The organism is Dyella acidiphila, assembly GCF_014863405.1.
Classification (GTDB): domain Bacteria; phylum Pseudomonadota; class Gammaproteobacteria; order Xanthomonadales; family Rhodanobacteraceae; genus Dyella_B; species Dyella_B acidiphila.
This window is the reverse complement of the sequence record NZ_JACZZA010000006.1, coordinates 36,168-62,283: the sequence shown is the minus strand read 5'-3', so window position 1 is coordinate 62,283 and position 26,116 is coordinate 36,168. Positions and strand designations below refer to the sequence as shown.

The 26,116-nt window shown below is 65.0% G+C and carries 28 protein-coding genes and 1 tRNA gene; 12 read left to right on the top strand and 17 right to left on the bottom strand.

What is annotated here, in order from left to right; translation table 11 throughout:
• Nucleotides 1–61: 61 nt before the first annotated feature.
• The 9 genes from hisIE to IGX34_RS11150 form a co-directional block, all read right to left on the bottom strand.
• Nucleotides 62–679 carry a bifunctional phosphoribosyl-AMP cyclohydrolase/phosphoribosyl-ATP diphosphatase HisIE gene (hisIE, locus tag IGX34_RS11190; protein WP_192555817.1) on the bottom strand — a complete coding sequence of 206 codons (618 nt, stop codon included), beginning with the start codon at nt 677–679 and terminating at the stop codon, nt 62–64.
• On the bottom strand, nt 672–1,460 hold the full coding sequence (gene hisF / locus IGX34_RS11185) for an imidazole glycerol phosphate synthase subunit HisF (RefSeq protein WP_192555816.1): 789 nt from the start codon (nt 1,458–1,460) through the stop codon (nt 672–674). The genes hisIE and hisF overlap by 8 nt, the downstream gene beginning before the upstream one ends.
• Complete coding sequence (gene hisA, locus IGX34_RS11180; RefSeq protein WP_192555815.1) at nt 1,454–2,182, bottom strand: 1-(5-phosphoribosyl)-5-[(5-phosphoribosylamino)methylideneamino]imidazole-4-carboxamide isomerase; 729 nt, start codon at nt 2,180–2,182, stop codon at nt 1,454–1,456. The genes hisF and hisA overlap by 7 nt, the downstream gene beginning before the upstream one ends.
• Before the next feature lie 110 nt (nt 2,183–2,292).
• A complete protein-coding gene (hisH, locus tag IGX34_RS11175; protein WP_192555814.1) occupies nt 2,293–2,883 on the bottom strand; it encodes an imidazole glycerol phosphate synthase subunit HisH in 591 nt (196 codons plus the stop codon).
• A complete protein-coding gene (hisB, locus tag IGX34_RS11170) occupies nt 2,883–3,947 on the bottom strand; it encodes a bifunctional histidinol-phosphatase/imidazoleglycerol-phosphate dehydratase HisB (protein ID WP_192555813.1) in 1,065 nt (354 codons plus the stop codon). The genes hisH and hisB overlap by 1 nt, the downstream gene beginning before the upstream one ends.
• A 10-nt stretch (nt 3,948–3,957) precedes the next feature.
• Nucleotides 3,958–5,049, bottom strand: a complete 1,092-nt coding sequence (hisC, locus tag IGX34_RS11165; protein WP_192555812.1) for a histidinol-phosphate transaminase — start codon at nt 5,047–5,049, stop codon at nt 3,958–3,960.
• Nucleotides 5,046–6,353 (bottom strand): histidinol dehydrogenase, encoded by a 1,308-nt coding sequence (hisD, locus tag IGX34_RS11160; protein ID WP_192555811.1) that lies wholly within the window; start codon nt 6,351–6,353, stop codon nt 5,046–5,048. Before hisD ends, hisC begins: the two co-directional genes overlap by 4 nt.
• A 10-nt stretch (nt 6,354–6,363) precedes the next feature.
• Complete coding sequence (gene hisG / locus IGX34_RS11155) at nt 6,364–7,257, bottom strand: ATP phosphoribosyltransferase (protein WP_192555810.1); 894 nt, start codon at nt 7,255–7,257, stop codon at nt 6,364–6,366.
• A complete protein-coding gene (locus IGX34_RS11150; protein WP_192555809.1) occupies nt 7,254–7,589 on the bottom strand; it encodes a YerC/YecD family TrpR-related protein in 336 nt (111 codons plus the stop codon). Before IGX34_RS11150 ends, hisG begins: the two co-directional genes overlap by 4 nt.
• Nucleotides 7,590–7,729: 140 nt before the next feature.
• Here IGX34_RS11150 and IGX34_RS11145 point away from each other — a divergent pair, with 140 nt between their 5' ends.
• Entirely contained in the window at nt 7,730–8,341 is a 612-nt protein-coding gene (locus tag IGX34_RS11145; RefSeq protein ID WP_192555808.1) for a DUF998 domain-containing protein, read from the top strand.
• A 95-nt stretch (nt 8,342–8,436) separates the two neighbouring features.
• On the opposite strand, the gene IGX34_RS11140 is transcribed toward IGX34_RS11145, so the two are convergent.
• Both IGX34_RS11140 and hisS read right to left on the bottom strand, forming a co-directional pair.
• Nucleotides 8,437–10,326: an aromatic amino acid lyase gene (locus tag IGX34_RS11140; RefSeq protein WP_192555807.1), complete on the bottom strand. Its 1,890-nt coding sequence runs from the start codon at nt 10,324–10,326 to the stop codon at nt 8,437–8,439.
• A gap of 109 nt (nt 10,327–10,435) precedes the next feature.
• Nucleotides 10,436–11,809 carry a histidine--tRNA ligase gene (gene hisS / locus IGX34_RS11135; RefSeq protein ID WP_192555806.1) on the bottom strand — a complete coding sequence of 458 codons (1,374 nt, stop codon included), beginning with the start codon at nt 11,807–11,809 and terminating at the stop codon, nt 10,436–10,438.
• 162 nt (nt 11,810–11,971) lie between these two features.
• On the opposite strand from hisS, the gene IGX34_RS11130 reads away from it, so the two are divergent.
• The 5 genes from IGX34_RS11130 (at nt 11,972) to IGX34_RS11110 (ending at nt 15,489) form a co-directional block, all read left to right on the top strand.
• Nucleotides 11,972–12,048 (top strand) — tRNA-Pro (locus tag IGX34_RS11130).
• A 198-nt stretch (nt 12,049–12,246) separates the two neighbouring features.
• Nucleotides 12,247–13,320: an NAD(P)H-dependent flavin oxidoreductase gene (locus IGX34_RS11125; protein ID WP_192555805.1), complete on the top strand. Its 1,074-nt coding sequence runs from the start codon at nt 12,247–12,249 to the stop codon at nt 13,318–13,320.
• Between the two features lie 131 nt (nt 13,321–13,451).
• Nucleotides 13,452–14,423 carry a LysR family transcriptional regulator gene (locus IGX34_RS11120; protein ID WP_192555804.1) on the top strand — a complete coding sequence of 324 codons (972 nt, stop codon included), beginning with the start codon at nt 13,452–13,454 and terminating at the stop codon, nt 14,421–14,423.
• Nucleotides 14,424–14,505: 82 nt separating this feature from the next.
• Nucleotides 14,506–15,219 (top strand): SDR family NAD(P)-dependent oxidoreductase, encoded by a 714-nt coding sequence (locus tag IGX34_RS11115; protein ID WP_192555803.1) that lies wholly within the window; start codon nt 14,506–14,508, stop codon nt 15,217–15,219.
• Nucleotides 15,220–15,252: 33 nt separating this feature from the next.
• Nucleotides 15,253–15,489: a tautomerase family protein gene (locus IGX34_RS11110; RefSeq protein ID WP_192555802.1), complete on the top strand. Its 237-nt coding sequence runs from the start codon at nt 15,253–15,255 to the stop codon at nt 15,487–15,489.
• A 56-nt stretch (nt 15,490–15,545) separates the two neighbouring features.
• On the opposite strand, the gene IGX34_RS11105 is transcribed toward IGX34_RS11110, so the two are convergent.
• Entirely contained in the window at nt 15,546–17,351 is a 1,806-nt protein-coding gene (locus IGX34_RS11105) for an alpha-L-fucosidase (RefSeq protein ID WP_192555801.1), read from the bottom strand.
• A 397-nt stretch (nt 17,352–17,748) separates the two neighbouring features.
• Here IGX34_RS11105 and IGX34_RS11100 point away from each other — a divergent pair, with 397 nt between their 5' ends.
• From IGX34_RS11100 to IGX34_RS11085, 4 genes are all read left to right on the top strand, one after another.
• Nucleotides 17,749–18,072 (top strand): ArsR/SmtB family transcription factor, encoded by a 324-nt coding sequence (locus IGX34_RS11100; RefSeq protein WP_192555800.1) that lies wholly within the window; start codon nt 17,749–17,751, stop codon nt 18,070–18,072.
• Nucleotides 18,069–18,479, top strand: a complete 411-nt coding sequence (locus IGX34_RS11095; RefSeq protein WP_192555799.1) for an SRPBCC family protein — start codon at nt 18,069–18,071, stop codon at nt 18,477–18,479. Before IGX34_RS11100 ends, IGX34_RS11095 begins: the two co-directional genes overlap by 4 nt.
• A 36-nt stretch (nt 18,480–18,515) precedes the next feature.
• Nucleotides 18,516–18,932: a DUF1801 domain-containing protein gene (locus tag IGX34_RS11090; protein ID WP_192555798.1), complete on the top strand. Its 417-nt coding sequence runs from the start codon at nt 18,516–18,518 to the stop codon at nt 18,930–18,932.
• A gap of 117 nt (nt 18,933–19,049) precedes the next feature.
• Complete coding sequence (locus tag IGX34_RS11085) at nt 19,050–19,259, top strand: hypothetical protein (RefSeq protein ID WP_192555797.1); 210 nt, start codon at nt 19,050–19,052, stop codon at nt 19,257–19,259.
• Between the two features lie 41 nt (nt 19,260–19,300).
• On the opposite strand, the gene IGX34_RS11080 is transcribed toward IGX34_RS11085, so the two are convergent.
• Both IGX34_RS11080 and IGX34_RS11075 read right to left on the bottom strand, forming a co-directional pair.
• A complete protein-coding gene (locus IGX34_RS11080) occupies nt 19,301–19,678 on the bottom strand; it encodes a hypothetical protein (RefSeq protein WP_192555796.1) in 378 nt (125 codons plus the stop codon).
• A gap of 228 nt (nt 19,679–19,906) precedes the next feature.
• On the bottom strand, nt 19,907–20,113 hold the full coding sequence (locus IGX34_RS11075) for a hypothetical protein (RefSeq protein ID WP_192555795.1): 207 nt from the start codon (nt 20,111–20,113) through the stop codon (nt 19,907–19,909).
• A gap of 301 nt (nt 20,114–20,414) precedes the next feature.
• Between IGX34_RS11075 and IGX34_RS11070 the strand changes: the two genes are divergently transcribed.
• Both IGX34_RS11070 and IGX34_RS11065 read left to right on the top strand, forming a co-directional pair.
• Nucleotides 20,415–21,527, top strand: a complete 1,113-nt coding sequence (locus IGX34_RS11070; RefSeq protein WP_192555794.1) for an HD-GYP domain-containing protein — start codon at nt 20,415–20,417, stop codon at nt 21,525–21,527.
• Between the two features lie 96 nt (nt 21,528–21,623).
• Nucleotides 21,624–21,812 carry a hypothetical protein gene (locus tag IGX34_RS11065; protein ID WP_192555793.1) on the top strand — a complete coding sequence of 63 codons (189 nt, stop codon included), beginning with the start codon at nt 21,624–21,626 and terminating at the stop codon, nt 21,810–21,812.
• 59 nt (nt 21,813–21,871) lie between these two features.
• Here the strand turns inward: IGX34_RS11065 and IGX34_RS11060 are convergent, their stop codons facing one another.
• Genes IGX34_RS11060 through IGX34_RS11050 form a run of 3 tightly spaced genes read right to left on the bottom strand, consistent with a single transcriptional unit; the run spans nt 21,872 to nt 26,104 of the window.
• Nucleotides 21,872–23,386, bottom strand: a complete 1,515-nt coding sequence (locus IGX34_RS11060) for an efflux transporter outer membrane subunit (protein ID WP_192555792.1) — start codon at nt 23,384–23,386, stop codon at nt 21,872–21,874.
• 11 nt (nt 23,387–23,397) lie between these two features.
• On the bottom strand, nt 23,398–24,981 hold the full coding sequence (locus IGX34_RS11055; RefSeq protein WP_192555791.1) for an MDR family MFS transporter: 1,584 nt from the start codon (nt 24,979–24,981) through the stop codon (nt 23,398–23,400).
• Entirely contained in the window at nt 24,974–26,104 is a 1,131-nt protein-coding gene (locus tag IGX34_RS11050; protein WP_192555790.1) for an HlyD family secretion protein, read from the bottom strand. Before IGX34_RS11050 ends, IGX34_RS11055 begins: the two co-directional genes overlap by 8 nt.
• Nucleotides 26,105–26,116: the final 12 nt, after the last annotated feature.

Sequence of the window (26,116 nt, the reverse complement as noted above, 5' to 3'; positions counted from 1 at the left end):
TAGGTTGGGTTAGCGCAGCGTAACCCAACGCTGCCGCCACGGAAGCCGCAGACAACCCAACCTACGCATGCCGCTCCAGCAACACCCGCGTTACATCGGCAAGCCCCATCCCGCGCGCGCGCAACAACACGGTGAGATGGAAAATCAGATCCGCCGCCTCGCCCAGCAATTCGTCATCGCCCTGCGCCACTGCGGCAAGCGCCGTCTCCACCCCTTCCTCGCCCACCTTCTGCGCAATCCGCCGCGTACCGTCCTTGAATAACCGCGTGGTGTAACTGCCTGCCGGCAATACTTGCCTGCGCTGTTCCACCAGCGCATCCAGCTCGGCCAGAAAGCCCAGCGGCGGACGCACCGCATCGCCAAAGCAGCTGCTGGTGCCCAGATGGCAGGTCGGCCCTTGCGGATCGGCCAGCACCAGCAGCGTGTCGCCATCGCAATCCACGCGTACCGACTTCACATCCAGCGTGTGACCGGAGCTTTCGCCCTTCATCCACAAGCGCTGCTTGCTGCGGCTGTAGAAGGTCACCTTGCCGATCGCCTGCGTCTCCGCCAGCGCCTCGGCATTCATGTAGCCCAGCATCAACACTTCGCCGGTCAGCCAGTGCTGCACGACTGCGGGCAACAGGCCATCGGATTTTTGCCAGTCGAGGCGGCTCAGATCGGTCATCGCGTTATTCATCGGCGGCCTCCTGCAAACGAATCACCACGCCCTGCTGCTGCAGGTAACGTTTCAGATCGGGTACGGCGATAGCGCCGCTGTGAAACACGCTGGCCGCGAGTGCGCCGTCGACCTGCGCCTGGGTAAATGCCGCCAGAAAATGCGGCATCTCGCCGGCGCCGCCCGAGGCAATCAGCGGCACGCGGCATACTGCGCGCGCCGCTGTCAGCTGGGTCAGATCGTAGCCCTTGCGCACGCCGTCACTGTCCATGCAATTGAGCACGATCTCGCCGGCGCCGCGCTGCTGTGCTTCGATCATCCAGTCCAGCGTGCGCCGCGGCAACGAACGGGTTTTGGACGGATCGCCGGTGTACTGGCGCACGCGCCATTCGCCATCGTCATCGCGCAGGGAATCGATGCCGACTACCACGCACTGCACACCGAACGCCGCAGCCAGCTCGTCGACCAGTTCCGGCCGCTCCAATGCCGGCGAATTCACCGAAATCTTGTCGGCTCCCGCATACAGCACCTGGCGCGCCTCCTCCACGGAGCGAATACCGCCTGCCACGCAGAACGGAATATCGATCACGCGCGCCACGCGCTCCACCCAGCCCCGGTCCACACTGCGCCCTTCCGGACTGGCCGTGATGTCATAGAACACCAGCTCGTCGGCCCCTTCATCGCGATAGCGCAGGGCAAGATCCACGATCTCGCCCATCACCACGTGATCGCGAAAGCGCACCCCCTTCACCACCTTGCCGTCGCGTACATCCAGGCAGGGAATAATGCGGCGGCTCAGCATGCCAGCGCCTCCTCCAGCGTAAAACGTCCTTCCAGCAGCGCGCGGCCCAGAATCACGCCACGCGCACCGGCCGCGCCCGCGGCGCGAATATCGTCCAGCGATCGCACACCGCCGGACGCCTGCACCGCCAGCTGCGGCACGACCCGCGCCAAATGGCGGTACAAATCCAGATTGAAGCCGGCCAGCATGCCGTCGCGCTCGATATCGGTGCACAGCAAATGGCGCGCACCGTGCGCGGCATACCACGGTGCCAGCTCGTCCAGCGTGCGCGCCTCCTCTTCGATCCAGCCGGCACTGGGCAGGCTCCAGCGTTGATCGCGCCAACGCGTATCGAGCGCGATAGTGATGTGTTCGGCACCATGCGTCTGCAACCATGCCGCCACCTGTTCCGGCGCGCGAATCGCCACGCTGCCCACCACCACCCGCGTCACCCCGGCGGCAAGCAGGCGCCGTACGTCCTCTTCGCTGCGCACCCCGCCGCCGGCCTGCACCTGCATGCCGGCTTTCGCCAAGGCCTCGATCACGGCCAGATTGGCCAGATCGCCGGCACGGGCACCGTCCAGGTCCACCACATGCAGCCAGCGCGCACCGGCTTGCGCATAGCGCCCCGCCACGCTACGCGGGTCGCTGGCGTAGCGCGTTTCCTGGGCGTAGTCGCCCTGTTTCAGGCGGACCACCTGGCCGCCGCGCAGGTCGATGGCGGGGATCACTTCAATGCTCATGCTGCTTGATTCCAAAACTAGCTACCTGACGTAGGGCGCCACCCCGACTCCGCCGTCACTCCCGCGCAAGCGGGAATGACGACGCGTAGTGAGTACCTTTCTCGAAGCAATCAAAGCGCCAGAAAGTTCTTCAACAACGTCGCGCCGACACCCGCCGAACGCTCCGGATGAAACTGCATGCCGTGAAAATTGCCGCTGGCGATTACTGCGGAAAAACCGTCGCCGTATTCACTGCCAACTAAGGTGTACGAACCAAGCGGCACCGCATAGCTGTGCACGAAATACGCCCAATCACCCTCATCGAGGTCACGCAGCAAGGGATGCGCCGCACGCGGCGACAACCGGTTCCAGCCCATATGCGGCACACACAGACCGGGCGCCTCGGCAAAGCGCCGCACCTGCGCAGGAACCACGCCCAGGCACTGGGTATCGCCTTCTTCAGAGTGCGCACACAGCAATTGCATGCCCAGGCACACCCCCAACACTGGCTGGGTCAGGCCGCGGATCACATCGACCAGTCCCAGCTCGCGCAAGCGCGCCATGCCCGGACCGGCTGCACCCACGCCCGGCAGGATCACCTTGTCGGCCGCGCGGATCTGCGCCGCATCGGAAGTCAGCGCCGCATCCACGCCCAGGCGCTGCAAGGCATAGCGCACGGAACCGATATTGGTGCCGCCGGCATCGACCAGTACCACGCTCACTACAAGGCTCCCTTGGTGCTGGGCAGCTCGTCGCCTTCGCGACGAATCGCCTGCCGCAACACGCGTGCCGTCACCTTGAAGCAGGCTTCCACCATGTGATGTGCGTTCTCGCCTCGCACCGCCAGATGCAAGTTGGCACCCAGCGTGTCGCACAGGGAGCGGAAGAAGTGCGGCACCAATTCGGTCGGCACTTCGCCGACACGCTCGCGCGGAAACTGGCCTTCGAACACAAAGTACGGGCGGCCGGATAGATCCAGCGCCGCGCTGGCCTGCGCCTCATCCATCGGCAGGGTAAAGCCATAGCGTCCGATGCCGCGCTTGTCGCCCAGCGCATCGCGCAAGGCCTGCCCCAACGCCAGCGCGCAGTCTTCGATGGTGTGGTGCTCATCGACCTTGGTATCGCCATCGCATTCGATCTGCAGCGCAAAACCGCCGTGCTTGCCGATCTGCTCCAGCATATGGTCGAAAAAGCCAAGCCCGGTATGCGCCACCGGCTCGGCCGGCCGATCCAGATCCACGCGTACCGTGATGCGCGTTTCCTTGGTATGGCGCTGCACTTGGGCGGTGCGCGGGCGATCGAGCAGCTGATGCGCGATCTGCTCCCAGCTCAGGCCCTGCGCACCTACGCGGAAACCGCGTACGCCCATGTTCGCGGCGAATTGCAGATCTGTCTCGCGGTCGCCGACCATCGCCGACTCGCCACGTTTCCAGCTGTCATCCGCCAGGTACTGGCGCATCAGGCCCACGCCGGGCTTGCGCGTGTCCAGGCCGTCGTGCGGAAAACTGCGATCGATCAGCACTTCGCGAAAGCGCACGCCCTGCGAAGCGAAGATGCGCATCAGCAGCGCATGTGGGCCGTCGAAATGCGCCTGCGGAAAACGCTCCGTACCCAGGCCATCCTGGTTGGTCACCATCACCAGTTCGTAACCCGCGCCGACCACGCGCTGCAGCGCGGCCACTACACCCGGCAGCAGGTCGAGCTTTTCGTAGCTGTCGATCTGCTCGTCGGCCGGCTCGTGAATCAGGCAGCCGTCACGGTCGACAAAAAGAATCTTGCGGCTCATGCATGTCACCTCAGGCCGATCCATCGGCGAAATCCAGGCCTTCCAAGGCCGGATTTTTCAACACCGCCAGCACTCTGGCGTTCTCGGAAGGGGTACCGATGGTGATGCGCAAGGCATCGTGCAGCAGCGGATAGCGTCGGATATCGCGCACCACAATGTCGGCCTGCAGCAGCTGCCGGTACACCGTGCCGGCATCGTCAAAGCGCACAGCCAGGAAGTTGGCGTCCGACGGCAACACTTCGCGCACACCCGGCAACTGGCTCAGCGCCGCGCGCATCATGCTGCGCTGTTCGCGCACGATGGCCATGTTCTCGCGCGCCTCGGCCTGGCCCGACGGCGACAGCTCCGCCAGAGCCGCCGCCACGCAGGGCGACGGCAGCGGATACGGCGGCATGATCCGGCGCACCAGCGCAATCACCTCCGGATGCGCCAGCAAGCTGCCGATGCGCGCGCCCGCCAGGGCCCAGGCCTTGGACAAGGTGCGCAACACCGCCAGGTTTTCATGGCGATCGAGCAGATCCGCCACGCTGCGCTGCTCGGAAAACTCCACGTACGCCTCGTCCACCACCAGCAAGGCCTTGCCGGCCAGCGCCTGCACTACGCGCTCGATATCCGCGCGCGCAATCGACCTGCCGCTGGGATTATTCGGCGTGCACAGGAATACCAGCTTCACCGTGGGCGTTACCGCCGCCAGCAAGCCTGCGACATCGAGGCTGAAATCCTGCCGCAGTGGCACTTCCAGCACCGCCGCGTTCTGGATGCGTGCACTCACCGCATACATGCCGAAGGTGGGTGGCTGGATCAGGATTGCGTCTTCGCCGGCCCGACAGAACGCGCGCACCAGCAGATCGATCGCTTCGTCGCTGCCGCGTCCGACCAATAGCTGTTCGCGGCGCACGCCATACAACGTGGCCAGCGCCTGCAGCAGCGCGTCCGGCTGCGGCTCGGGATAACGGTGGCAGCTCAGGCCGCCATCGCCGTTCGGCGCCCATGCCGATTCGTTGGCATTGAGCATGATCTGGCCGCCGCCCGCCTCCATGCGCGCGGAGGAATACGGCTGCAAGCTGCGGATTTCCGGCCGGGCGAGATCGAGCACGCTCATAGGCGGGTACCCAGCGCTTCCAGGCGCACGGTCACCGCACGGCGATGCGCTTCCAGTTGCTCGGCGGCAGCCAGCGTAGCCGTGCATGGGCCAATCGCGCGCAAGCCGTTGGGATCCAGTTCCTGCACGGTGATCTGCTTCTGGTAACTGGCTACCGACACGCCGCTGTAGCTGCGCGCATAGCCATACGTAGGCAGTACATGGTTGCTGCCGCTGCAGTAGTCACCCACCGATTCGGGCGTCCACGCACCGACAAACACGGAGCCGGCGCTTTCTACGCCATCGAGCAGATCGCGCGCGCCGTTCACCTGCAGAATCAAATGCTCGGGCGCATAGCGATTGCTCACCTGCACCGCCTGGGTCAGCGATTGCACCTGGATCAGCCGGCTCTGCGCCAGCGCCTGTTCGGCAATCGCACCACGCGGCAATTCCGCGCACTGTCGATCCACTTCCGCGGCAACCGTGTCCAGCAACGCTGCCGAAGGGCTCACCAGGATCACCTGCGAATCGGGCCCATGCTCGGCCTGCGAGAGCAGATCCGCGGCGACGAACACCGGATTGGCATCGGCATCGGCGATCACCAGCACTTCGGACGGGCCGGCCGGCATATCGATCGCGGCACCATCCGGATCGCCGGATACCTGCAGCTTGGCTTCGGTCACCCACGCATTGCCGGGGCCGAACAGCTTGTCGCAGCGCGGCACACTTTCCGTGCCATACGCCATGGCGGCAATCGCCTGCGCACCGCCCAGCTTGAACACGCGATGCACGCCAACCGTGCGCGCGGTAAACAGCACCGCATCGTCGCAATGGCCATCGGCACGTGCCGGCGAGCACAGCACCACCTCGCGGCAGCCGGCGATGTGCGCCGGCACGCCCAGCATCAACGCGGTCGACGGCAACGGCGCCGTACCGGCAGGCACATACAAGCCTACGCGATGAATCGGACGCAGCACGCGCTCCACCCGCACGCCCACTGCGGTATTCACGCCCACCGGCTGCGGCGCGGCCGCGCGGTGGAAGGCCTCGATGCGCGCAGCCGCTTCGCGGATCGCCGCCTTCAGTTCCGGCGCGAGCCTGGCTTCGGCAGCGGCAAATTCCGCATCGTTCACTTCAATCGCATCCAGCGCGCAGTGGTCGTAGCGGGCGGAGAGTTCGCGCAGGGCGGCATCGCCCTCGGCGCGCACCGTCGCGATGATCTGCTCCACCCCGCGGCGCAGGCTGTCGGCGCGCGCCTGCGCCGGCCGTGCCAGCGCTGCCGTGCGTTCGGCTTCGGTAAGCGTGTTCCAGTCAATACGTTTCATGCATGGACTCTTAAGCAAGCATCTTTTCGACCGGCAGCACGAACATCTCGCGCGCGCCGGCTTTCTTGATTTCTTCCAACTGGCGCCAGCTCACTTCACCGGCGCACAGCGCCTGCAGCATCAGCTGGTCAGGCTGGCCGGCCACTGGCAACAGCGTCGGCTGCGGACCGCCGGGCAGCAGCCGGGTGACGGCATCCAGCGCGGTGCGCGAGGTTTGCAGCAGCAACAGGCGCGATTCGCGTACCTGGATCACACCGTCCAGCCGTTTGAGCAACAGGTTGATCATGTCGCCGCGCTCATCGGTGGGAAGTGCCTGCGGTCCGGCGAGCACGGCTTCGCTTTCCAGCAGTACGTCGGTTTCGCGCAGCTGATTGGCCACCAGGGTGCCGCCGCTTTGCACGAGATCGCAGATCGCATCGGCGGTGCCGAGTTTGGGCGCGATTTCCACCGAACCGGCCAGCGTCACCACCGCCGCATCCACTGACTGCGCCTTCAGCCAGTGATTGAGTAGCCCCGGGTACGAGGTGGCGATGCGCAAGCCGCCCAGATCCTGCGGCTGGCGGTAATCCATATCCTGCGGCACCGCCACCGACAGGCGGCAGCGACCGAAACCGAGCGGTCGCCATTCGGTCAAGGCGGCGACATCCTCGCTGGCGGTGCAGCGGAATTCGTCCAGCACATTACGCCCGACAATGCCCAGGTCGCACACGCCTTGCGCGATCAGGCCGGGAATGTCGTCATCGCGCACCAGCAGCAGATCCACCGGCTCGCCTTCGCCGAAGCAGAACAGTTTGTCGCGGCTCTGGCGAAACGTAAGGCCGCAACGATTGAGCAGGTCCAGCGCCGGCTCGGTCAGGCGCCCGGATTTCTGCATGGCGATACGCAAACGATCCCGCGGTTTCATGCCTTGGTCCTTTTCGCCGCAGCACGGCTGCGCGCTGCGCGAGCCGCGGCGGCCAGATAGCCGCCGTTGCCCTGATTGAGATAGCGCGCCACGCGCCCGATGGTGGTGATGCTCACCGCCGTGCGCTCGTGGATTTCGCGATACGACACGCCTTCCAGCAGATACGGCACCACCCGCCAGCGGTCGATCAGCACTTCCAGCTCCGCCGGGGTGCACAGGTCATTGAGGAAGGCATCCATCTCTTCGGTGGTTTTCAACGAGAGCAAGGCACGGCAGAGACTGGCCTTGGCGGATTCATCCGGGGTTTCCGGGTCGATCGATCGGCGCTTCACAATGTACTAATGCGTTAATACAATGGAGCGGATCATACGCGCCCATGCCCAGGCTGGCAAGCCGGCCGGCGGCGCGGCAAACGCTGTCGATGCGCAGGAAAATACGGCACACTCGGCCGCCGCCCCCAGCCCCGGATCCCATGCGCCAGCCACCCTTTGTCCGCGCCGCATCCCACCTGATGAGCCTGGCGGTGATCGCCTTTGTCGCCGTCTGCGGCGCCGCGCAGTACTGGCGCAGCGACCTGGACTGGATCGCCATTCCCCTCAGCAGCTATCTGTACGGCCCTGGCGGTGCCTATGTGCGCGCGGTGTATTACCTGATGGGCCTGGCCCTGCTCGGCTTTGCGCGGGCGAGCTACCTGGCGACGGCGCGCGCGCAGCGCACGGTGCTGGGATCGGCGCTATTTGCCGGCGCCGGCGTGATCCTGCCCGTGGTGGCGATCACCGAGCTATTCCGGGGTACGCCCTACGAAGAACAGGCGCATGTCACCCATATGCTTACCGCACCCGCCACGTTTCTGTGGCTGAGCTTCGGCATGTTGCTGCTGTCCAGCCGCTGGCGGCGCGATGCACGGATGAAAAAAGGCAGCCTGCCCGGCCTGGTGCTGGCCTGGGTGGCTACCTTTGTGCTGTGGCTGCAGGTGCTGGTGCACGGCTTGCCCAATGGCCTGATGGAGAAGCTGGCGATTGGGTTGATTCTGCTGTGGCTTGGGTGGGCCGGGCGGCGCCTGCTGGCACCGCGCACCCCGTAGGTTGGGTTAGCGCAACGTAACCCAACGCACTTTCTCGAAGCGACACATCGTAGGGTTACGCTGCGCTAACCCAACCTGCGCCGCGCCACGTACGGCTAGGCGGTAAATACCCGCTGCTGTACCAGCTCGCACACGGTACGCACCTCGCCATCCATCGCGCGGTCGCGATGCATGAAGCCGATCCGCCCGCGCAACGTCTCATACGCCTTGCGCACCGCCTCGCCCGCGTGGAAATCGCCCACTTCGGCCAGCGCCGCGGTCAGCTGCTTCACTTCTTCCACGAACTGCGCGTAATGCGCACTGCCTTCGCGCGGTGCATTGACCACCTTGGAAGCCAGCGCCTGCCAGTCGCCACGTGCCGCCAGGCGGCGCGCGGCGTTGAGCATTTCCTGGCGGTAATCCAACGCCTGCGCCGCGGTGTACAGCTCCAGCGCCAGCACGTGGCTGAGGTCTTCCACCATCTCCAGCACGTGGCGCGCTTCGTTGGCGCCCATCGACACATGGTCTTCGGCATTCGCGCTGGTCGGCACCGAATACACGCTGGCCGGATGCGCGCGCGTGGCCAGGTCGTTGACCAGTGCGGCGGCGGTGTACTGCACGATCATGAAGCCCGAATCGGTGCCGTCTTCATTGCCGGTGAGAAACGCCGGCAGGCCGTCGTTGGTGGCCGGATCGACCAGCTTGTTGAGGCGGCGCTCGGAAATCGAAGCGAGCACCGGAATCGCCGCCTTCACGTAACTCATCGCCAGCGCCAGCGGCATGCCGTGGAAGTGGCCGGCGGAAATCACCTGCTCTTCGATATGCGTCGCATCGGTGTTGTCGGGGAAGATCAGCGGATTGTCGGTGACCGCATTGAGCTCCACATCGATCACGCGACAGGCCTGCGCCCAGGCATCGCGCACTGCACCGTGCACCTGCGGCATGCAGCGCAGGCAATAGGCATCCTGCGGCTGATGCTTCTTGCCGCCCTTGAACGGCAGGAAGCGCTGATAGAACGCCTCGCGGCCGTGGCGCTGATTGGCCGGCACCCAGTCCCAGCTGATGTCGAAGCTCAGCGCCTGGTCTTCCGGCGTATCCCACGCTTCGGTGCTCCACTGCTTGAAGCGCGGCACCAGGTGATACGGAATATCCACCAGGGTGGATTTGCTCAGCAGACCGCGCACATGGCTGGCCACCTGCACCTGGCCCGGATGCGGACGCAGCGCATGCACTTCCGGTCGCAGCGCGCCGCTGCGGCCGGCGAAGGCATCCAGTGTCATCGAGGCAGCCAGATCGGCCGTGTCGAGCAGGTATTCCAGCGTATCCAGCGCCAGCACCGCGGTCGCCAGCATCTGCGCCGTACCGTTGTTCAGTGCCAGGCCTTCCTTGAACGACAGGCGGATCGGCTGCAATCCGGCGCGCTTCAGCGCTTCCGCACCCGGCAGGCGCTCGCCCTGGTAGAACGCTTCGCCGCCGCCGAGCAGCACGATCGCCAGATGCGACAGCGGAGCCAGGTCGCCGCTTGCGCCGACCGAACCTTTCTCCGGCACCACCGGAATCACATCCTGGTTGAGCAGCGCAGTCAGCGCTTCCAGCGTGGCGATGCGAATACCCGAATGCCCGCGCATCAGCGTATTGATGCGGATCACCAGCATCGCGCGCACCACTTCCGCGGCGAACGGCTTGCCAACGCACACCGCGTGAGTGGTGATCAGATTGTGCTGCAGCTCTTCCAGCAGCGTGCCTTCCGGCTTGTGCGGATTGCCGCCCGGCAATTCGTCACGCAGACGGTAAGCACCCAGCAACTTGTCGGCATTGCTGCCGAAGCCGGTGGTGACACCGTAAGTCGGTTCGCCGCAGCTGACCTTGTCCGCCAGGAAATCCGCCGCACGCTGCACGCGCTTGAGCTGTTCCGGATCAAGGCGTACGCCGTAGCCCTGGCGTGCCACGGCGACCAGTTGTTGACGGCTGAGGCTGTTGCCATCGAGGAGAATGGACTGATTCACAAAGACTCCAACGTTTTCTTAGATCGATGATGCAAAGGGCAAGCATGGATTCCCGCTTGCGCAGGAATAGCGGCGATACGGCGGGCAGCGCCTCACGGCAAACCGGTGCCTAGCCACCCACCTCCGCCTGCGCCAACTCCACCCGCAAGGTCTTGATCAACTCGCCGCGCGCCACCTCAAACTGGTCCTCGCGGCGCAAATCCTTCACCGTCACCACGCCCTTGGTGATCTCATCCTCGCCCAGCACCACCACAAAGCGGATACCGGCGCGATCGGCGTACTTGAACTGCTTGCCCAGCTTGCCGCCTTCCAGCACCACCTCGGTGGCAATGCCCGCCGCACGCAGCTCGCCTGCCAGCGCCAGATACGCCGGCAGCTGCGCCGCGTCCATCTGCGTGATCAGCACATCCACGGTGCTGCGCGCCGTGCCGATCAGGCCGGCGTCGCGCAGCTGCCAGTACAGGCGCGTAAGGCCGATCGAAATGCCCACGCCCGGCAGATGCGACTTGGTGTACTGCCCGGCCAGGTTTTCGTAGCGGCCGCCCGAGCAGATCGAGCCGATCTGCGGGTGGTCGTTCAAGGTGGTCTCATAGACCGTGCCCGTGTAGTAGTCCAGGCCGCGCGCAATGGAAAGGTTCAGCGCGTAATGCGTTTCCGGCACGCCGAAAGCGTGGATCAGGCCCAGCACTTCCTTCAGCTCGGCACGGCCCTGCTCCATCACTTCGGGGCCGGCGCCCAGCGCGTCGAGCTTGGCGTAGGCATCCTGCAGCGAGGTGGAGCGCACCTGCACGAAATCCAGCACCTTCTGCGCCGCCTCCGCGCTCATGCCGAAAGCGTCGCCGGTGAGCGTCTCGCGCACATAGTCGGCGCCGCGCTTGTCCAGCTTGTCCACTTCGCGCAGCACCAGGGTCTGCTGCTCCGGATCGGTCACACCCAGGCTCTCGAAATAGCCGCGCATCAACTTGCGGTTATTCAGCTGGATGGTGAACGCGCCGATGTTCAGTTCGCGGAACACGCTATAGATCACCGCCGGCAACTCGGCGTCGTAGCGGATCGACAGGCTGTCCTTGCCGATCACGTCGATATCGCACTGATAGAACTCGCGGAAGCGGCCGCGCTGTGCGCGCTCGCCGCGGTACACGCGCTGCATCTGGTAACGGCGGAACGGAAAGCTTAGATCGTGCTCGTGCTCGGCCACGTAGCGGGCCAGCGGCACGGTGAGGTCGAAGCGCAAGGCCAGCTCCGGCTTCTCGCCCTGCTCCAGCGCGCCGGTGGACTGCACGAAATACACCTGCCGCTCGGTCTCGCCGCCGGTCTTGGTCAGCAGCACATCCGAATACTCCATCACCGGCGTTTCCACCGGCAGGAAGCCGAAGCGCTCGTAATTGCGCCGGATCACGTCGAGCATGCGCTGGAAGGCAATCTGATCGAGCGGCAGCAGCTCGAGCACGCCGGGCATGGTGCGGGCCTGGGTAAGCGCCATGGAATCCTCTTCGTATAGTAAAAAAGCCGTGTCGCGGCAGCCGCATAGCGTAACAGATGGACCCGCCCGGCCTGCTCCGGCCCACGCCGCCGGCGGCTGCGCGCGAACGCGCGCGCACCTGTTGCCAAGGCCCTCAAGCCCCGATAAGATACGCGGCTCCCACGGGGTGTAGCTCAGCCTGGTAGAGCGCTACGTTCGGGACGTAGAAGTCGCATGTTCGAATCATGTCACCCCGACCAATGTTTGATGAAGAAGCCGGCCTAGCGCCGGCTTTTTTGCGCCCATTGGCCCGCCAGGTTTGGCTTGGCGCAACGTCATCCCACCTGGTCGTGCGCCTGCCGGAAGACTGACTGCCGCCGAACAGCGCTTCGCCTGAACCGACAAGGCGACTACAGTGCGTGCGTCGCTCTTCCCCAATGGCACAGGCAGTTCTGACCATGTCGACGCATTCCTCCCACTTGCTGCAACGTCTCGGCATCCGCCTGCCGATCATCCAGGCGCCGATGGCGGGCGTGTCTTCGCCGGCCATGGCTGCGGCGGTGAGCAACAGCGGCGGCCTCGGTTCGCTCGGTGTGGGCGCGATGCATGCTGCACAGGCGCGCGAGGCGATCCGGCAATTCCGTGCGCTCAGCGACGGGCCGCTCAATATCAATGTGTTCACGCATCGGCCGGCGCACGCGGATGCCGCCAGGGAAAGCGCGTGGCTGCAGCGCCTGGGCAGCGAATTTGCGCGCACGGGCACAGCGCCACCGCAAGCCTTGCGCGAAATCTACACGTCATTCCTGGCCGACCCGGACATGCTGGCCATGCTGCTGGAAGAAAAGCCGCGCGTGGTGAGCTTTCATTTCGGCCTGCCCGCGCCCGAACAAATCGCCGCGCTGCATCGGGCCGGCATTGTGCTGCTGGCCAGCGCCACTAATACGCAGGAAGCGCAGGCGATTGCCAAGGCTGGCATCGATGCGGTGATTGCACAGGGCTACGAAGCTGGTGGCCATCGCGGCATGTTCGATCCGGATGCGGCAGACAGCCAGCTCGGCAGCTTAGCCCTGACACGCGTGTTTGCGCAGAGCGTGCCACTGCCGGTGATTGCCGCCGGCGGCATCATGGATGGCGCGGGCATTGCAGCGGCCTTGGCGCTGGGCGCCAGCGCGGCGCAACTGGGCACCGCGTTTGTCGCCACCGATGAGTCGCTCGCCGATGCCGGCTATCGGCAAGCGCTGTTCAGCGATGCCGCGCATCACACCGTGATGACGCGCGTGATTTCCGGTCGCCCCGCGCGCAGCCTCGCCAATGCGTTTACGCACTGGGGCAGCCACGTACCCGCTGCCGACGTGCCCGATTACCCGATTGCCTACGACGCCGGCAAGGCCCTCAATGCCGCCGGCAAGGCTGCCGGACAGCCCGGCTACGGTGCGCAATGGGCCGGCCAGGGCGCACCGCTGGCGCGCAAGTTGCCGACAGCGGCGCTGATGCAGACCCTGGCCGCCGAACTGGAACAGGCACGGCGCTGAACCACCGCTACAGTTGTGCCGTTATCGCCCAGGCGCATAACCCGGGCGAAAGCGCATACACCATGCGCTACCCGGGTACGACACCGCTGTAGCACACTTGCGCAGCCAATCGCCGCGCCGGGAATGCGTCTATGGACCGCCTTGATGCCATGAAAGTGTTCGTCACCGCGCTGGACGAAGGCAGCCTCGCCGGCGCCAGCCGCAAGACCGGACGCTCGGCCGCAGCGGTCAGCCGCGCGATTGCGTTTCTGGAAGCGCACGTAGGCGTGCCGCTGCTGCATCGGACCACGCGCTCGATCAAGCTCAGCGAAGCGGGCGAACGCTACGCCATGGCCTGCCGCAAAGTGCTCGCCGATCTGGACGAAGCCGACCGCCATGCGGCCGGCGAACGCTCGGTGCCGCGCGGCACGCTGACCATCACCGCAACGGTATTTGCCGGCGTGGAGCTGCTGCGGCCGATCGTGGATGCGTTTATGCAGGAACATCCCACGGTCAATGTGCGCCTGCATCTACTGGAACGGCCGGTCAACCTGATCGACGAAGGCATGGACCTGGCCCTGCGCATTACGCACCTGGCCGATTCCACGCTGGTGGCGCAGCCCATCGGCGAAGTACGCCGGGTGGTGGTGGCGTCGCCGCGCTATCTGGCCACGCACCCGCGCATCGCCGAACCGGCCGACCTGAGCAAGCACCCGATCATCGCCATGCAGCACATGGGCCAGGAATCGTGGACGTTTCCGCCGCTGCCCGGATCCTCCGTGCCGCGCGCCGTGCCGATCACGCCGCGACTGGTGGTGAACAACGTGCGCGCAGCGATTGCCTCGGCGGTGGAAGGACACGGCGTAACGCGCCTGCTGTCCTATCACGTCGCCCCGGAAATCAAACAGGATCTGCTGCGCATCGTGCTGGCCGATGCCGAACCCACGCCGTTTCCGGTCAGCCTGCTCTCGCCGTATGGACGGCTGGCGGTGCCCAAGGTGCGCGCGTTCGTCGACTTTGCCCTGCCGCGCCTGCGCACGCGTTTTGCGAGCCTGGCCAAAGATGCGCAAACACAGCCGAAAACCGCGATTGCACCGCGGCGCGGAAGAGTGTTTGCCGAATAGCAGGGATTCGCTAATGGCGTGTGCAGGCCTAGATTGAAGGCGTCGACAAACACCTCCTTTCAATCTTCGAGAGACACCCAGCATGAACACGCAAGCACGCAAAGTCGCCATCGTCACCGGCGCATCGCAAGGCATCGGCGCCGCCCTGGTCAAGGCCTATCGCGACCGCGATTACCGCGTTATCGCCAACTCCCGTTCGATCCAGCCGTCGAGCGACCCGGATGTGATCGCCGTGGCGGGCGATATCGCCGAACGCGCCGTGGCCGAACGCATCGTCAAGGAAGCGCTGACACGCTTTGGCCGGCTCGACACGCTGGTCAACAACGCCGGCATTTTTACGGCCAAGCCGTTCACCGCCTTCACCGAAGAGGACTATGCCAAGACCCTGGCCGTGAACCTCACCGGTTTCTTCCACATCACCCAGCTCGCCGTGGCCGAGATGGAAAAGCAGCGCAGCGGTCATATCGTGTCGGTAACGACCACGCTGGCCGAGTACGCCATCGACGGCGTCCCGTCGGTGCTGGCTTCGATGACCAAGGGCGGCCTGAACGCCGCGACCAAGTCGCTGGCGATCGAATACGCCAAGCGCGGTATCCGCGTGAATGCAGTGTCGCCGGGCGTGATCAAGACGCCGATGCATCCGGCCGAAACGCATGCCGCACTGGCAGGCCTGCATCCGGTCGGTCGCATGGGTGAGATCGGCGACGTGGTCGAGGCCATTCTTTATCTCGAATCCGCCGGCTTCGTCACGGGCGAAATCCTGCACGTGGATGGCGGCCAGATCGCCGGCCATTGATGTCCAGCGCAACGCAAACGAGGTAACGCAGCCATGCCTATCGTCACCATCACCATTACCCGCGAAGGATCCGGTCCGGGCCGCAGCGCCGCCACCGCCGAGGAAAAAGCGGCCCTGATCAAGGGCGCCAGCCAGTTGCTGCTCGATGTGCTGAACAAACCGCTCGACGCCACCTTCGTGGTGATCAACGAAGTGGAGCTGGAAAATTTCGGCTGGGGCGGTTTGCCGGTACCCGAGTTCCGACGACAACAGCAGGCGAAGAAAGCTTGACACGACGACTGCGCGGCTGGCCCGCGCAGTCGTTTTTTGCGCTGACGTGAAACCGCTCAGTGCAACGGCGTCAGCACCACTCCATCCACCGTCACCGGCAACGCCGTGCCCTGCACAAAGGGCGCGTGCGGTGTCAGCTCCAGCTGCATCGCATACGGATGCGCCGCGCGGTCGCGATGGATCTGCACGGTCTGCGTCGCGGTACCGTCCAGCTGCAGCGGATAGCGCCGACCATCCACCCACAGATCCATCGATGCCGTTTGCGGCCCCGGCTTATACGTCACGGTGAGCGAATAATCCGCAGCATGTGCTGCCAGCTGCCAGCTGAGCTTGTACAACGTCGACGGCGCTTCGTAGCCTTCGCCGTTGTAGTTGAGATAGCGCTCGGCCTGCGCCGGCTGCAAATGGAAACTGCCATCGGCCGCAGCGGCCATGCTGGCCGGCCGCACCTGCAGCGCGCCCTCGAACGGCAGCACCAGCACCGGCATGAAAGTATCGGCGTTAGCGGCATCCGTGGCGGCTGCGGGCCAGCCCGGCAGCTGGTCCAGCGCAATGCTTATATCGCTGCCCTCGCGCTGCACCGCCGCCTGCGCACCGGATGCACCGAGCCGGTAGGCGCGGCCGAACGCGGTATCGCCCACGCCCGGCACGCGCAATCGATGATCGGCCGGCATCTTCGCCACAAACAGATAGAGGGCATGGGCGCCGACGGTGGCATAACCGAAATCGAGCGAAGCGAACGGTTGCTTGCGCGTACCGTAGATCGCTTCGCCATTGCGCTTGAGCCACGCGCCGATACCGCGCAGCACCTGCGCTTCGTAAGGCACCACGGCGCCATCGCCCTGCGGCCCGATATTGAGAATGTAATTACCGCCCTGACTCACCACCCGCGCCAGGCGCGTGATGTTTTCGCGGATCTTACCCTGCACATCGTTGCGTACCTGCCACGAGCGGTAGCCCCAGGTTTCCGGAAACATCGAGGCCGGCGCCTGCCAGGGCAATTCCATCGCCACATCGGGCTCGGCGTTGTCGCCCATCACCGCGAAATCGCCCTGATAGTTCCACACTCGCCCGGAAATCATCGTCTGCGGCTGCAGGTCGTGCACGGTGCGCGCAAAGTGCGCGCTCTGCGCCGGTGTGGGCTTGCCCATGTCGAACCAGATTTCCGCGATCGGACCGTAGTGGCCGAGCAGCTCCTTGAGCTGCGCCACATTGAAGGCCTCCTGGCCGGGCGTGATCGGGTTGCCGTTGCCTTCGATATAGCGGTTGCCGCCCGGGGGGTGCCAATCGATGGTGGAGTAATACACACCGAACTGCAGGCCGCCGCGCGCGCAGGCATCGGCCAGCTGCTTGACGATGTCCTGGTGGTAAGGCGTGTCGTCCACCACGTTGTAATCGGTCTGCGCAGTGTGGAACAGATTGAAGCCGTCGTGATGCTTGGCGGTAATCACGATGAACTTCATGCCCGCTGCCTTGGCCAGCGCCACGATGGCATCGGGATCGAAATGCGTGGGATCGAACTGCTTGGCCAGTGCATCGTATTGCTGTGGCGGAATCGGGCCATTGGCGCGGATCTGCTCGCTATAGCCGTTGTCCACGCGCTTGCCGTTCCACATGCCGCCGGCCACGGAATACAGGCCGAAGTGGATGAACATGCCGAACTTGCGATCCTGCCACTGCGTGATGGTGTGCGCACTGGGGCCGGGGCCGGCCGGCAGCTGGGGTTGATCGAGCGGTCGTACGGCAGCGGTGGCATCAAGCGATTGCGCGGGTGGCGAGGCAGCCCAGAGTGCCGATGCCCCACATGCAGTACTCAGCAACAGCCACCACGCGGCTCGCCTGACCGTCACGTTCTTCCCCATGCGCTGCGCTTCCTCTGTCTTGATGAATCGAATCGCCGACTCTAACGGTTGAACGTAGGGATGGGGGCAAATGGCGACATATAGAGCGCAGGCGCTTGCGCCATCATTCCGCGAAGGCAGGTTCGCCGGGGGCGCGCACGGATGTGCTCGCCCTGAGGAGTGAAGAATCCACTTGGCCCTGGCGCCCGAAATCAAAATGGATTCCCGCTTTCGCGGGAATGACGCCGGTGGAGATCCTGGCGTGTCAAAAGGTGGCGCACTGGTCGAAACCCATAACTGAAAAGGAATTAAGTCGGAGCCACATACTTCGCAATGACGAAAATTTTAGCTATGACTTGACTATTCCATAGCCAGCTGGCTATATATAACCCATAGCCACACGGTTATCGATCCCGCCATGCCTGCCACCCACGACGTGCTCTTCCGAACCCTCGCCGACCCCACGCGGCGCGCCATCTTCGAGCAGCTGTGCCGCGAAGGCGAGCAAACCGTCGGCTCACTCACCACGCGCGCCGGCATCTCGCAGCCGGCCGTGTCCAAGCACCTGGGTGTGCTGAAGGAAGCCGGGCTGGTGCGCGATCGCCGCGCCGGCCGGCAAACGCATTACGGCGCGCAGCTCGGCGCGCTCGCTCCGCTGATCGACTGGACCAGCCAGATGGCCAACTTCTGGCAGCACCGGTTCGACCGCCTCGAAGACCTGCTCAGAAGGATGGACCAATGAACAATCCCGCCGCCGAAACGCTCTCCGTCACGGTTGAACGCGACCTGCCCTTCGCCCCCGAAAAGATCTGGCGCGCGCTCACCCAGCCGCACCTGATCCAGGAGTGGCTGATGCAAAACGACTTCATGCCGGCGGTGGATCATCGCTTCAGTTTCCGCGCGGACTGGGGCTCGGTCGATGGCCAGGTGCTGGTGGTGGAACCGAACAAGACGCTTGCCTACACCTGGTCCGCCCTCGGACTGGAAAGCGTGGTCACCTGGACACTGACGCCCAGCGGCACCGGCACCCATCTGCGCATGGTGCAAGCCGGCTTCCGCCAGGATCAGCAGCAGGCCTACCATGGCGCCCAGTACGGCTGGCAGCAATTCTTCGCCAAGCTGGAACAGGTGCTGGCGCACGCCGACTGACCCTGCTGCGCTCACGCGGCCACCCGGAGACAAACCATGCATGCATCCGAACGCATCGACCAGCTGATCGCGGGCACCCCCGACTGGCGCGGCAACACATTCGCCAGCGTGCGCCAGTGCATGCTCGACGCCGATCCGCAGATGCTCGAGGAATGGAAGTGGCGCGGCAGTCCCGTGTGGTCGCGCGACGGCATCATCGCCGTCGGCAATGTGCACAAAGAGAAGGTGAAACTCACTTTCTACAACGGCGCGGTGCTGGCCGATCCGGACGGCTTGTTCAACGCCGGCCTGGACGGCGGCAAATGGCGGGCGATCGATTTTCTCGAAGGCGACAAGGTCAACAAGACCGCTTTGAAAAAGCTGATCCGTGCCGCCATCGCGTACAACCAGAGCAAGCCCAAGAAAAAAGCGCCCGCCAGTCCCCGCGCGAAAAGCCGGAGCGGGGCCGGATAAATCGGCTTACCCGATTATTTTCGGAGTTTTCTGATACTGCCCAGGCACGTCACTGCCGACACTACGCCCCACCTTCGCCGGAACGGATGTCCGTGCGAATTGCCCGGGGGTATTCCGATGCGGCAGATCACTCATTTGTTTTCCAGCCACGGCGCGACCCTGTATACGCCGCTGCTGCGCGCCCTGCACCGCCATCCACTGCATGCGTTGCTGGTAAAGCTCACCAACCCGGCAATTGCCCAGACCTTGCTGCTGGCCGGTGCCACCTTGCTGTTCGTACTGGCCTGCCTGGGCCTGATCCTGGTGAGCGCGTGGTATACGCACTGACCGCGGCGAGGCTGAACAAACTGCCGCGTCAGCCAAGCGCGTCAGAAAGATGCCGCTGCGCGCGACTTTGTGACCCTGGGAGCCTCGGGGCGGCGATCGTAAACCGACACATTCAGCGCGGCGCAAACCATGCCCAGGCAGACCAGCGCCAGCCCCGAGGGCATGCGCGCGAGCACTAGCGCCATCTTGGCCGCGCCGTACCAGGAATGCGGATTGCTCAAGGAACCCATCACATCAGGGTAGTAACTTTGGATCCAGAACATCACCGTGGGCTGGGCGGTCCAGTGGCCGTCGTGCAGCCAGCGCACGATCTGGAAGCCCAGCCAGAGCACGGCCGCCATATTCAGCGTCACGGCGATCAGCCACAGGCACAGGGCCAGGGCGCTGCGGGTTAGTTCGTCGATGCGGGCGAAGGTCATGGTGATTCCTGGACTGCGGTATTCCAGGAATACGAAGCATATTCTGTGCCTGCCTTTTCCAGGGCGCTTATGCGCCCTGCCTTTCCTCCGCGCCCCTGCGGGGAGAGGACCGAGCTGAGGGGGCACATTCGCGGCAATCGATCATCGCGGCCGCACTTCTAACCGGCATCTGGATAACAGGCACCTGCCCGCCCACTCCCTGCGCAGAGTGGGCGGAGAACCCTACGATCAATCCGCGTTGCAACGGTGAATCGCCGCTTCGCGCGCTCTTTCATACTCCGCCTGCGTCATCGCGCCGGACCCGACCGCGTTCTGCAGAGCCATCAGCTGCTTGCCGCAGGTTTCGTTGTTCTGCGCAATCGCCCGTGATCCGCCGCACGCCGAAAGTGCCATGCAAAAGGTCAGCATCGTCGTGGCGAGCAATAACCTGGTCATGTCGTGACTCCTCTGGCGAGTAAAAGAGATAACGCACGCAGCACTGCAATACGTGCATCCCGATGGTATCGACCGCTTGCGAATCGGCGCTGACTGATGAACTTCGCGCAGGCAGATTCACTTCCTGGCGACATGTTGTGTACGTGCAGAACACAGCTGCGCCGGCCGCCCTAAAGTTTGCGGCGCAACCGCCGATAAGGCTGCCAAGGGCTGGAATACGTCATGCCATGACACGGCCCGGAGCGAAGAGGCGGCATGCGACCGCCATCCAACATCGTGCTGGCGGGAGGGGCTGGCATTCATGCGACCGATCCAATCGGGCGAACTGCAAGTGGGCCAGCCACTGCCTTACGACGCTTATGACGAGCGCGGGACACTGTTGCTGCGCGCCGGCCATGTCCTCAGCAGCGAAGCATCGATAGAGCGGCTGGAACGCGTCGCCTATTTCAACGACGTCCACAACAGCGCCAAGCGCGCCGACGCGGCAGACGACGTGAACGGACGTCCGCTCGCCTTGATCCTGGCGGCACGCAGCCGCCTGCTCGCCGCACTCACCGGCGGCGGCGAAAATTTTCCTGCCGCGATCAAACGCATTGCCGAACTGCTGCAGCGCGCCTGCCAGCTCAACGCGGACGTAGCGCTGGCGGCGATCATCCTGCAGCGCGACGGGCATTACGCCACGCGGCATATGGTGAATGTGGCGATCATCTGCGAACTGGTGGGCGCGGCCATGGAGATGCCGCAAGCGGAGCGCTGCGCCACCATGGCCGCCGCCCTCACCATGAACCTGGGCATGCTCGAGCTGCAGCAGGAATTGCTGCACGTGAACGGCCCCTTGAACGAGGAGCAGCACGGGCAGGTACGCCAGCACTGCACGCACAGTTTCACCCGCCTCAGCGAATACGGCGTGACCGATACGCTGTGGCTGCAGACCGTGCAGGATCATCACGAACGCATGGATGGCAGCGGCTATCCCAGCGGCAAATGCGGCGAAACCATCGCCCTGCCCGCGCGCCTGCTGGCCGCGGCGGATGTGTATTGCGCGCGTGTCGCCGCACGCTACTACCGTCCGCCACTGCAGGCCAACGTGGCCCTGCGCTGGCTGTATTTGAACGACAGCGCCAAGCTCGACGCCCGCATCGCTACCAGCTTTATCAAGACGCTGGGCGTTTATCCGCCCGGCACCGGCGTGCGTTTGCGCAACGGCAGCATCGCGGTGGTCACGCACCGCGGCCACGGCAGCCTGACGCCGCAAGTGTCCTCGATCACCACCCATGACGGCCTGCGCGTGGCCACTCCGATCCGCCGCCGCGGCGACCTGGGCGCGCATGCGATCAGCGAAGCGGTGGACCTGGACGAACTCGAGCTCAGCGTCAGCATGGAAGCGCTGTGGGGTGCCGATGCCGTCAGCTGACCCTCAAGTCCCGCCATCGGCGGCCGATACAGCCAGGGAAAGCCGCAAACCGATCTCCGGCTTGCCATGCCGGCCCATCCATGGGGGGATCCAGCCATGACCGAATCGATCGTCGAAGAACTGATGCTGCACAACGAAACCTGCCCGCAATGCTGCGTGGGCGAACCCTGCCTGGTGGCCGAACATATTCACGACAGCTGGCCGCGACGCGTGGCGTCGGAAGCCTCCGCCAGCCTGCTGCGCATTACCACCGCGCTGGTCGACCAGAAAGCTGCCGCGGCCTAGCTGCCGCGACGTTTTTGCCGAAGCTTCGCCCGCGCCCACAAGGCGCGGGCGAACGCGGCTTATTCAGGCGAAGCCCAGCCCAGGCCGAGGCTCTTTTGCAGCGATACGAAATCCTTCAGCAGCTCCGCCCGGCCCTGCACCAGGTTCTGCTGCGCACTGAACTGGCTGCGCTGCGTATCGAGCAGATCGATCAGCGATGAAGCGCCGGCCAGGTAACGCTGCCGCATCAGATCCTGCGAACGATCGGCAGACGCCTCGATCTGGGTAAGACGCGTGACGCTCTCGCGTTGATGGCCATAGCGCGACAGCGCATTGTTGGCATCCTGCAACGCGGCCAACACGGTCTGCGTATAGCTCGCCGCGGCTTCCTCGCGACCCGCCTGGGCCTGACGGATGGCGCCGCGCGTGCGGCCGAAGTCGAGCACATCCCATTGCAGATAAGGCGCACCCAGCCAGGTCACCGCGCTCTTGCGCAACAGATGGCCGGGATTGGCAGCATTGGAGCCGATAAAGCCCAGCATCGTCACCTTCGGGAACAGATCCGCCTCGTGCTGGCCGATCTGCGCATTGCTCGCCGCCAGGCGGCGCTCCGCCGCGCGGATATCCGGGCGCTGCTTGAGCAGGCTGGCCGGATCGTCGACCGGTACGGACGCGGGCAAGCTCGGCAACGCAGCCGGCGTGGACAACTGCTGGTCCAGCGCACCCGGCGCCTGGCCGGTAAGCACCGCCAGTTGGTCCAGCGATTCAGTGATCTGCTCGTCCAGGGGAATCAGGTTGGCCTTGGTGTTTTCCACTTGCGTGGTCTGCCGTTCCACATCGGCATCAGGCACCACCCCGCGGGCGCGGCGCTGACGGATCAAGTCCAGCGTCTGCTGCTCCAGCGCTGCGGATTGATTGGCCAGCGCCAGACGCTGCTGCTGGCTGCGCAGATCGATATACGCCTGCGCCACTTCCGCGGCGAGCGATACCTGGGTGTCGGCCAGGTCGGCATCGACTGCCTCGGCCTGCGCCGACGCGGCTTCGATCGCTCGCCGGGTACCGCCGAAGATATCGATTTCCCAGGATGCATCGAAGCCGGCGGTATACAACTGCAAGGGACCGCGCCCGCTCGAGGTGCTGCCGCTCTGCTGGTTCGACTGCGTATTGCTGCCGGACGCTTGCTGCGAGGACGACTGCGACGACTGCAGGCCTGACAGATCCGGCTCGCGCATGCGCAGCGCCGCGGCATCGGCCGATACCTTGGGCGTCTCCGCCGCACGCTGTTGCTGCAGCTGCGCACGCGATTCGCGCAGACGCGCCTGCGCGGCATGGAGATCCGGATTGTTTTTCAGGGCGGCGTCGATCAGCGCGTTTAATTGCGCATCGCCAAGCGCCTCCCACCAGCGGCTGGGCGCATGGGTGGCAGTGCTCACATTGGCCGGCGCGCGCACGAAGCTGTTCGCCTGGATGGCGTCATGGGCGACGTCGGGCGCGCCATGGTAATCCGGGCCGACCGTGCAGCCCGGCAAGGCCGCCACCGCCGTCAGCGCGACGGCGCAGGCAAGGCATGAATAGCGCAAAGAAAATGAGGACATGACAAGCACTCTTAGTGGCCGCCGCTGCCGGCCGGCGCGTGGTATTGCGGCGTCTTCAGCAGCAGCGCCAGCGGGATGCAGCACAGCAGCGCGATGCCCAGCAGGTAAAACACTTCCGAAAAAGTCATCACCATCGCCTGCTGCTGGATCTGCCCGGCCAGCTGGCCCAGCGCGCGCATCTTCGAATAGGCCATGTCGCCCGTACGCGCAAACCAGCTGGCGGCATTCGCCGCGAGGCGGTCCTGGCCCAGCACCGAGTTGGCGGTGACCGATTCGCGGATGGCGGCGACATGGAAGGTATTGCGGCGGTCGATCACCGTGCCGATGATCGCCAGCCCGATCGAACCGCCCAGGTTGCGCGCCATGTTGTAGATGCCGGCCGCGTCGCCCGATTCTTCGCGCGACACCGCCGCCATCGAGGCCTGGTTCAACGGCATCATCGCCAGCATCTGGCCGGCGCCGCGCACCAGCTGCGACCAGAAGAAATCGTGGCCCACGCTTTGCGCGGTCAGATGGATATCCAGCATGCAGCTGAACACGAAACAGGCCAGCCCACTGATCACCAGAATGCGAAAATCCACCCGGCCCAGCAGGCGCGGCAGGATCGGCATCATCATGAAGGCCGGCACGCCCGACACCAGCATCACCCAGCCGGACTGCTCCGCGTTGTAGCCCGCGATCAGGCCCAGGAACTGCGGAATCAGATAGATCACGCCATACAGCGCCGCGCCGACCACCAGCACAATGAAGATCACGCTGGCGTAGCGCGGATTGCTGAGCAGACTCAGACGCATCACCGGCCGCTTGGCGGTGAACTGCGAAATGCCGATCAGTACCATGCCGATCAGCGACACGATGCTCAGCCACACGATCATGTTCGATTCGAACCAGCGCTCGCGCTGACCTTCTTCCAACACCACCGTCAGCGAGCTCAGGCCCGCCGACAGGCCGACGATGCCCAGCCAGTCCGCTTGCCGCAGCGCCTCAAGATGCAATGGCGCCGATGGCAGCCCGGCCAGCAGCAAGGTGATCAGGCCGATGCACACCGGCAGATTGATAAAGAAGCACCAGCTCCAGCTGATGTTCTCGGTCAGCCAGCCGCCCAGCACCGGGCCGAGCAAGGGACCGAGCAGCACGATCAGGCCGAACGCGGTCATGCCGATCGGCAACTGCGACAGCGGCAGGCGCGTGCGGATGATGGTCTGCGCGGTGGGAATCATCGCGCCGCCGGTGAGCCCCTGCCCGATGCGGCCGATGATCATCACCATCAGCGTGTGCGACAGCCCGCACATCATCGAGAACAGGATGAACAGCACTGCGCAGGCGAGCAGAAAATTGCGCAGGCCGAATACGCGCGTAAGCCACGCGGCCAGCGGAATGATCACGATTTCCGACATCAGGTAGCCGGTGGAAATCCAGGTGCCCTCGGTGCCGGTAGCGCCGATTTCACCCTGAATCTGCGGCAAGGCGGAGTTGGTGATCGAGATATCCAGCGTGGCCATCAGCGCGCCGAGCGAACCGGCTGCCACGGCGATCCAGTCGCCGACGCTGGCGCGCTCGGGATGGGCAGCCGGCGTGGCGGCCGTCTCAGCCATGATGGGCGTCCGCCGCGGCGTGCGAGGTGTTGTCGGCTCCGGCGCGGGTATCCACGTCCACGGTAACCGACAGACCCGGCACCAGCTGCTTGCGCGTCTGCTCGTCCGCATCGACGCGGATGCGCACCGGCACGCGCTGCACGATCTTGGTGAAGTTGCCGGTGGCGTTTTCCGGCGGCAGCAGCGCGAATTCCGAGCCGGTGCCGGGCGCGAAACTGTCCACTACGCCGTGCAGGTCCGCATCGGGCAGCGCATCCACATGCAGCGTGGCCGGCTGGCCGGCATGCATGCGCCCGATCTGCGTTTCCTTGAAATTGGCGGTGAGATACACGCTCTGCACCGGCACTACCGTCATCAGCCGCGTGCCGGGCTGCGCATACTGGCCTACGCGCACGGTGCGATCGCCGACGCGGCCATCGAGGGTGCTGCGGATCAGGGTGTCCTGCATATCCAGCTGCGATTGCTTGGCCGACGCCTGCGCCGCTTCCAGCTGCGCATGCGCCTGTGCGATCTGCGCATTGAGATCGGCTATACGGGCCTGTGCCTGGTCCAGCGCGGCCTTGTCGGCGGTCAGCGTGGCCTGCGCCTGGTCGCGGTTGCTGACCAGCACCGACAATTGATCGCCGCTTTCTGCGCCGGTCTTGGCCAGCGGCCCGTAGCGGCGCACTTCGTCTTCGGCATGGCGGGCGCTTACCTGCGCCACCTGCAGCTGCGCGCGCGCCTGCTCGATCGCCGCCTGCTGTTGCTGGATGCCGGCCTGCGCGGCCTGGATATCCGCCTTGCGCGCATCGACCGTGGCGGCCGCCTGATCCAGCGCCGCCTGATACTGGCGCCCGTCCAGGCGCACCAGCGGATCGCCGGCCTTCACCACGGCGTTGTCGCCCACGTAGACGTCGGTGACATAGCCGCTGACCTTGGGCGCCACCGTCATGCTGTCGGCCTGCAGATAGGCATCGTCGGTGCTCTGGATAAAGCGCCCGACCAGCCACCAGTAGATCAGCGCCCCCAGCCCCACCAGGCCCAGCACGATGGCTACCGGCAGCAGGAAACCCGGCACTTTGCGGCGTGCCGGCGCGGCCGAACCGTTCGCATCGCCGGATGCGTTTGCATTGGAAGCAGGCATGCCCATTGATCC

Excerpts from the sequence above, each read along its gene's own strand:
- IGX34_RS11075 (WP_192555795.1), bottom strand. The coding sequence starts at position 20,113 with ATGACCAGGTTATTGCTCGCCACGACGATGCTGACCTTTTGCATGGCA.
- IGX34_RS11085 (WP_192555797.1), top strand. The coding sequence starts at position 19,050 with ATGCGGCAGATCACTCATTTGTTTTCCAGCCACGGCGCGACCCTGTAT.
- IGX34_RS11080 (WP_192555796.1), bottom strand. The coding sequence starts at position 19,678 with ATGACCTTCGCCCGCATCGACGAACTAACCCGCAGCGCCCTGGCCCTG.
- hisA (WP_192555815.1), bottom strand. The coding sequence starts at position 2,182 with ATGAGCATTGAAGTGATCCCCGCCATCGACCTGCGCGGCGGCCAGGTG.
- IGX34_RS11070 (WP_192555794.1), top strand. The coding sequence starts at position 20,415 with ATGCGACCGATCCAATCGGGCGAACTGCAAGTGGGCCAGCCACTGCCT.
- IGX34_RS11115 (WP_192555803.1), top strand. The coding sequence starts at position 14,506 with ATGAACACGCAAGCACGCAAAGTCGCCATCGTCACCGGCGCATCGCAA.
- hisS (WP_192555806.1), bottom strand. The coding sequence starts at position 11,809 with ATGGCGCTTACCCAGGCCCGCACCATGCCCGGCGTGCTCGAGCTGCTG.
- IGX34_RS11120 (WP_192555804.1), top strand. The coding sequence starts at position 13,452 with ATGGACCGCCTTGATGCCATGAAAGTGTTCGTCACCGCGCTGGACGAA.
- IGX34_RS11095 (WP_192555799.1), top strand. The coding sequence starts at position 18,069 with ATGAACAATCCCGCCGCCGAAACGCTCTCCGTCACGGTTGAACGCGAC.
- IGX34_RS11100 (WP_192555800.1), top strand. The coding sequence starts at position 17,749 with ATGCCTGCCACCCACGACGTGCTCTTCCGAACCCTCGCCGACCCCACG.
- IGX34_RS11050 (WP_192555790.1), bottom strand. The coding sequence starts at position 26,104 with ATGCCTGCTTCCAATGCAAACGCATCCGGCGATGCGAACGGTTCGGCC.
- hisD (WP_192555811.1), bottom strand. The coding sequence starts at position 6,353 with ATGAAACGTATTGACTGGAACACGCTTACCGAAGCCGAACGCACGGCA.
- hisC (WP_192555812.1), bottom strand. The coding sequence starts at position 5,049 with ATGAGCGTGCTCGATCTCGCCCGGCCGGAAATCCGCAGCTTGCAGCCG.
- hisG (WP_192555810.1), bottom strand. The coding sequence starts at position 7,257 with ATGAAACCGCGGGATCGTTTGCGTATCGCCATGCAGAAATCCGGGCGC.
- IGX34_RS11125 (WP_192555805.1), top strand. The coding sequence starts at position 12,247 with ATGTCGACGCATTCCTCCCACTTGCTGCAACGTCTCGGCATCCGCCTG.
- IGX34_RS11060 (WP_192555792.1), bottom strand. The coding sequence starts at position 23,386 with ATGTCCTCATTTTCTTTGCGCTATTCATGCCTTGCCTGCGCCGTCGCG.
- hisB (WP_192555813.1), bottom strand. The coding sequence starts at position 3,947 with ATGAGCCGCAAGATTCTTTTTGTCGACCGTGACGGCTGCCTGATTCAC.
- IGX34_RS11110 (WP_192555802.1), top strand. The coding sequence starts at position 15,253 with ATGCCTATCGTCACCATCACCATTACCCGCGAAGGATCCGGTCCGGGC.
- IGX34_RS11055 (WP_192555791.1), bottom strand. The coding sequence starts at position 24,981 with ATGGCTGAGACGGCCGCCACGCCGGCTGCCCATCCCGAGCGCGCCAGC.
- IGX34_RS11105 (WP_192555801.1), bottom strand. The coding sequence starts at position 17,351 with ATGGGGAAGAACGTGACGGTCAGGCGAGCCGCGTGGTGGCTGTTGCTG.
- hisIE (WP_192555817.1), bottom strand. The coding sequence starts at position 679 with ATGAATAACGCGATGACCGATCTGAGCCGCCTCGACTGGCAAAAATCC.
- IGX34_RS11090 (WP_192555798.1), top strand. The coding sequence starts at position 18,516 with ATGCATGCATCCGAACGCATCGACCAGCTGATCGCGGGCACCCCCGAC.
- IGX34_RS11065 (WP_192555793.1), top strand. The coding sequence starts at position 21,624 with ATGACCGAATCGATCGTCGAAGAACTGATGCTGCACAACGAAACCTGC.
- IGX34_RS11145 (WP_192555808.1), top strand. The coding sequence starts at position 7,730 with ATGCGCCAGCCACCCTTTGTCCGCGCCGCATCCCACCTGATGAGCCTG.
- hisF (WP_192555816.1), bottom strand. The coding sequence starts at position 1,460 with ATGCTGAGCCGCCGCATTATTCCCTGCCTGGATGTACGCGACGGCAAG.